Origin of the sequence: Bartonella taylorii 8TBB, from assembly GCF_902825155.1 — a bacterium.
Classification (GTDB): Bacteria; Pseudomonadota; Alphaproteobacteria; order Rhizobiales; family Rhizobiaceae; genus Bartonella; species Bartonella taylorii_A.
Genome location: NZ_CADEAG010000036.1, coordinates 1 through 952, shown reverse-complemented (window position 1 = coordinate 952; position 952 = coordinate 1). Strand labels below are relative to the sequence as shown.

Annotated in this window: 1 protein-coding gene; it reads left to right on the top strand. The window is 42.5% G+C overall.

Translation table 11 applies throughout. The annotated features are described in order from the left end of the window. Positions 1–952 (top strand): autotransporter outer membrane beta-barrel domain-containing protein (locus J7R13_RS08500; protein ID WP_208438281.1); only part of this gene is annotated, 952 nt, incomplete at both ends.

The following is a 952-nucleotide window of genomic DNA, read 5'->3' as shown; positions in this document are numbered from 1 at the left end:
CTGTTGTTCCGCAAGTTCCGACTTATCTACTCTTGCCCAATAGCATATTCCATGCCGGTTTGATGGATATCAGTAATCAGAACAAGCAATTGGAAATATTACGAACTACATCCAGTGGGATGCTAGAAGTTCACGAAAACCCTGCTTTATATTTGCGTGGTTATGGTGGACGTTACAGTTATGCTTCAGATTTGTCTGCGCGTGAGTATGGTTATGGAGGCAATCTTAACTATAATGGTGTAGAGGCAGGTATTTTGTCAAAAACAATTGAAAATGCTGCTAGCGTCATCTCCTTAGGTGTCATGGGATCTTATGGAAAGCTTTTTCTAAAACCTTTGAAGGTTAAAAAAAGCCAAGAGAGTGTCTTTGATAAATGGACTGGTACAGCATATGGCAGTATGCAGCATGATAGCGGCTTCTACGTAGATGGTCTTTTCTCCTATGGTTTTTTAAAAGGTGATGTTCTTACATCTGCACGAGGCAAGACAGCGACATTGAAGGGCAACCCTTTAAGCGTTTCGTTGACTGGGGGTCAGACATTTGCCACGGGATATGAAGGTTTTGTCTTTGATCCGCAGGTCCAGGTTGTTTATCAACATCTCCAGTTTAGTAAGGCCCGTGATGTTGACAATTTTGACATTGAGATGGGCAAACTTGAACAGTGGGTAGCACGTGTTGGTGGACGTTTGGTCAAGATTCCTAGAGAATTTGAAGGAATGAATTCTCTGGCGTTTTATGGCAAGCTTTATTTTTCTCATGGCTTTGGAGAAAGACAATCTGTGCGTTTCAAAGACACTTTCCAGTTAGGAGGGTTTGGTTCTTCCCTAGAGGTTGGATTAGGCTTTAATGCGCGGTTGTCCGGAAACTTTTTGCTTCAGGCTGATATGATTTATCAACATAAGCTAACGAAGGCTGGTTTTTCTGGGGCTAGTTTTTCGGGGGGAGTTCGCTA